This is a genomic window from Corallococcus terminator, from assembly GCF_003611635.1.
In the GTDB taxonomy this organism is placed as follows: domain Bacteria; phylum Myxococcota; class Myxococcia; order Myxococcales; family Myxococcaceae; genus Corallococcus; species Corallococcus terminator.
The window spans coordinates 1-3685 of record NZ_RAVZ01000544.1 but is presented as its reverse complement, the minus strand read 5'-3'; the positions used below and the strand labels follow the sequence as shown (position 1 = coordinate 3685).

Here is a 3685-nt window from a genome sequence, read left to right as displayed (position 1 = left end):
TCATGGCACCACCTCGCGCTGCTTCACCCGCGCACGCGAGCGCCAGGAGTGGCCGGGACCCCACCAGTTCAGATCCCCCATCAGGCGCATCATCGCAGGGACGATGAGCACCCGGACCAGCGTGGCATCCAGCGCCACCGCGATGGCCATGCCCAACCCCATCGCCTTCACCACCACCACCGACGCCAGCGAGAAGGCCGCGAACACCGCCACCATGATGGCCGCCGCGCTGGTGATGAGTCCGCCCGTCTGCTCCAGCCCTTCGGCCACCGCGTGGGTGTTGTCCCCGGTGCGCAGCCACTCCTCGCGGATGCGGCTGAGCAGCAGCACCTCGTAGTCCATGGACAGACCGAACAGGGTGCAGAACAACAGGATGGGCAGCGACGGTTCGATGGGGCCGGGCTCGAAGCGCAGGAGCCGGTGCAGGTGCCCCTCCTGGAAGATCCACACCAGCGCCCCGAACGAGCCCGTCAGCGACAGCAGGTTCATCAGCAGCGCCTTCAGCGGCAGCACCACGGAGCGCAGGAGCACGAAGAGCACCACGCACGTCATCCCCATCACGAACCCCACCGCCGCGGGCGTGTGGTGCTTCACGAAGGCCGCCGCGTCCACGTCCGAGGCGGTCTGCCCTCCCACCGTCAGCCGCCCATCCCCCACCGCGCGGTCCACGCGCAGTTCCCGGACCAGGTCGCGCGCCTCGCGACTGCTGGGCGCCTGGGAGGTCAGCACCTGCAACACCGCCACGTTCCCGGTGAGGTACGCGGCGCGCGCGGACCCCAGCTCCGGCGGCAGGGCCTGCGGGGGCGCAGCCGCCATCCGCTGGACGGTGGCCCGGTCCATCCCGGGGACCAGGTCCACCGCGCTCTCCACGCCCACCACGCCCGGCAGGGACGCAATCCTCCGGCTGGCATCGAAGAGGGCCCCCGCGCGCTCCGGCGTGAAGGGATTGCCCGAGGGAAACTCCACCGCCACCAGCACCCGCGTGGCGGCCTCGCGCGGAAACAGCCGGGCCAGCGTCTCCGCGCCCTGGCGGGCCTCGGTGTGCGCGGGCAGCGCCGTGATGTCCGTGGCCGCCAGCTCCAGCCGCCGGAAGGGCAGCCCCATGGCGAGCAGCAGCGCGAGCGTGGGCACCAGCACCCACCACGGATGCCGCATCACCCAGGTGGCCAGCGCGTGCCACGCACCGCCTCGCCGGTTCGTGTGAGCGAAGGGCAGCTTGCCCCGGTCCACGCGGGGCCCCAGCCAGGACAGCAGCGCGGGCAACACGGTGAGCGCGAAGAGCACCGCGAAGGCCACCACCAGCGCGCCCCCCAGCCCCATGGCGCTCAGGTACGAGCCGCGAAAGAAGAGCAGGCCCGCCAGGCCCACCGTGACGGCGAGCCCGGAGAACGCCACCGCCCGCCCCGCGGTGTCCAGCGTCCGCGCCAGCGCGTCCTCCGTCGTCAGCCCTTCCGCCAGTTCGGAGCGGAAGCGGCTCACGATGAAGAGCGAGTAGTCGATGGCCACCCCCAACCCGATGAGCGACACCACGTTGAGCGTGTACTGGGCCATGTTGGTGACGCGCGACAACAGCAGCACCCCCGCCACGCCGCAGAGCACCGCCAGCCCGCCCACCACCAGCGGCAGCATCGCCGCCACCGCCGTGCGGAACACCCACAGCAGCACCAGCAGCGCCAGCGGGAACGAGATCAGCTCCGCGCGCAGCAGGTCGTGCGCCAGCAGCTCGTTCAGCGCATGCACGAAGGCCACCTTGCCGGTGAGCGTCGTCTGCAAGCGCGGGTCCTCCAGCGCCGCGCGCACGGCGGGGAACGCGGCCGTCGCCTCGCGCTCGCCGCCCTTGAGCCGCACCAGCGCCAGCAGGTCGTGGCCCGTCTTCGCCACGAAGCGGGCCCGGAAGGCCTCGGGCGCCCCTACGGGCGACACCACCGCTTCGACCTCTGGCAGCCGCTGTACGCGCTCCAGCACCGACGCCACCGCCTGCGTGAAGCGCGGGTCGTCCGTCGTCCAGTCGTCGCGGTGGAAGATGACCGCCAGCGTCTGGTCGTTCGCCCCCGCGGCGGCGCCCCGGGCCAGCGACTCCGCCCGCGAGGCCTCGATGCCGTCGATGGTCCCGGTGGTCAGGTGCCCGCCCTGGAGCAGCACCCAGACCGCCAGGGCCAGCAGCACGCCGCCGCCTCCCAGCACCCGGCCCCAGTGCCGGTACACCCCCCGCGCGAGCCGGGCGAAGACCGACGGCGCGTCGCTCGTCGGCTGGCTCATGGAGCGGGGGCTTCCTGGCAGGACGCGAGGATCTCCCGCGCGGTCTCCACCTTGACGCTGCCGCGCTCCACCAGCAGCCGCGCCACCTTCTCCACATCCAGGCCCCGGGCGCCCGCGGTCACCGCGACACACCGCGCGTGCAGCGCCATGTGCCCCTTCTGGATGCCCACCGACCCCAGCGCCCGCACGGCCGCGAAGTTCTGCGCCAGCCCCACCGACGCGAACACCGTGGCCAGTTCGCGCACCGTGGTGACGCGCAGGAGCTTCAATCCCAGTTGCGCGCCCGGATGCACCTTGATGGGCCCGCCCACCATGCCCAACGCCAGCGGCAGTTCGATGCGCCCCACCAGGAAGCCGTGCTCCAGCGTCCAGCGGGACAGGGGACCGTAGCGGCCCGTGCGGCACGCGTAGGCATGCGCGCCCGCCTCGATGGCCCGCCAGTCCTGGCCGGTGGCGATGGCCACCGCGTCAATGCCATTCATCACGCCCTTGTTGTGCGTGGCCGCGCGATAGGGGTCGGCTTCCGCGAAGCGGCTCGCCTGGAGGATGCCTTCCGCGATGGCCTCCCCCGGCAGGTCGAAGTCCGCCAGCGCCCCCACGGGAATGCGGCACGACGCGCGCGCCAGCCGCTGGTCCGCGAGGTTGGACAGGATGCGCACGTAGACGCGGCCCCCGGTGAGCTGCTCAATGAGCGGCGCCACCCCTTCCGCCATGGTGTTGAGCAGGTTGGCGCCCATGGCCTCCTGCGTGTCCACCAGCAGGTGCACGATGAAGAGGGGTTCGCCCTGCGGCCCCTCCGGCGCGGGCAGGATGCGCACCTGCACCTCCCGCGCGCCGCCCCCCCGCCGCTGGAGCGCCGGATGGAAGCTGTTCGCCAGGGCGAGCAGTTGCTCGCGGTGCGCCAGCAGGCACTCCCGGGCAAGCTCCGGCGAGCCGTAGCCCGTGAGCTGCACCTGGGCGATCATCATCGACGCGTCCGCCTCCGCGGTGAAACCGCCCGCGTGGCGCACCACCTTCGCCGCGTACGACACCGCGGCCACCACCGACGGCTCCTCCACCGCCATGGGCACCAGGTGGTCGCGCCCGTTGACGGTGAAGTTCAAGCCCAGCCCCAGCGGCAGGGCGAACACCCCCACCGCGTTCTCGATCATCTGGTTGACGATGTCGAAGGACGGCGAGCCGAGTGCCCTGAGCACCTGCAGCTCCTCCGGTGAGACATCCCCGCGCCGCGCCAGCTCCCGCCACCGCGCGTCCACGCCGAGGCGATGGAACCCCGGCAGGCGTGAGGACGGAATGTCCGGCGGGACCTCCGGCAATCCATCATCCACCCCATCCGCCATACGCCGCCCCCCATGCCGTGATCCCGTGATGCATCAGGGAACTGGTGATGGAGAGGCACATCGGGCAGGGGGCTCATCCCTGGGGG

2 protein-coding genes are annotated in these 3685 nt (G+C 72.3%); both read right to left on the bottom strand.

Annotated elements, in window-relative coordinates:
• Nucleotides 1-2259 carry an MMPL family transporter gene (locus D7V88_RS39750; protein WP_120545716.1) on the bottom strand — a complete coding sequence of 753 codons (2259 nt, stop codon included), beginning with the start codon at nucleotides 2257-2259 and terminating at the stop codon, nucleotides 1-3.
• Nucleotides 2256-3599, bottom strand: coding sequence for a hydroxymethylglutaryl-CoA reductase, degradative (locus D7V88_RS39745; protein ID WP_120545715.1), 1344 nt, complete (start codon nucleotides 3597-3599; stop codon nucleotides 2256-2258). The genes D7V88_RS39750 and D7V88_RS39745 overlap by 4 nt, the downstream gene beginning before the upstream one ends.
• Nucleotides 3600-3685: the final 86 nt, after the last annotated feature.

Excerpts from the sequence above, each read along its gene's own strand:
- D7V88_RS39750 (WP_120545716.1), bottom strand. The coding sequence starts at position 2,259 with ATGAGCCAGCCGACGAGCGACGCGCCGTCGGTCTTCGCCCGGCTCGCG.
- D7V88_RS39745 (WP_120545715.1), bottom strand. The coding sequence starts at position 3,599 with ATGGCGGATGGGGTGGATGATGGATTGCCGGAGGTCCCGCCGGACATT.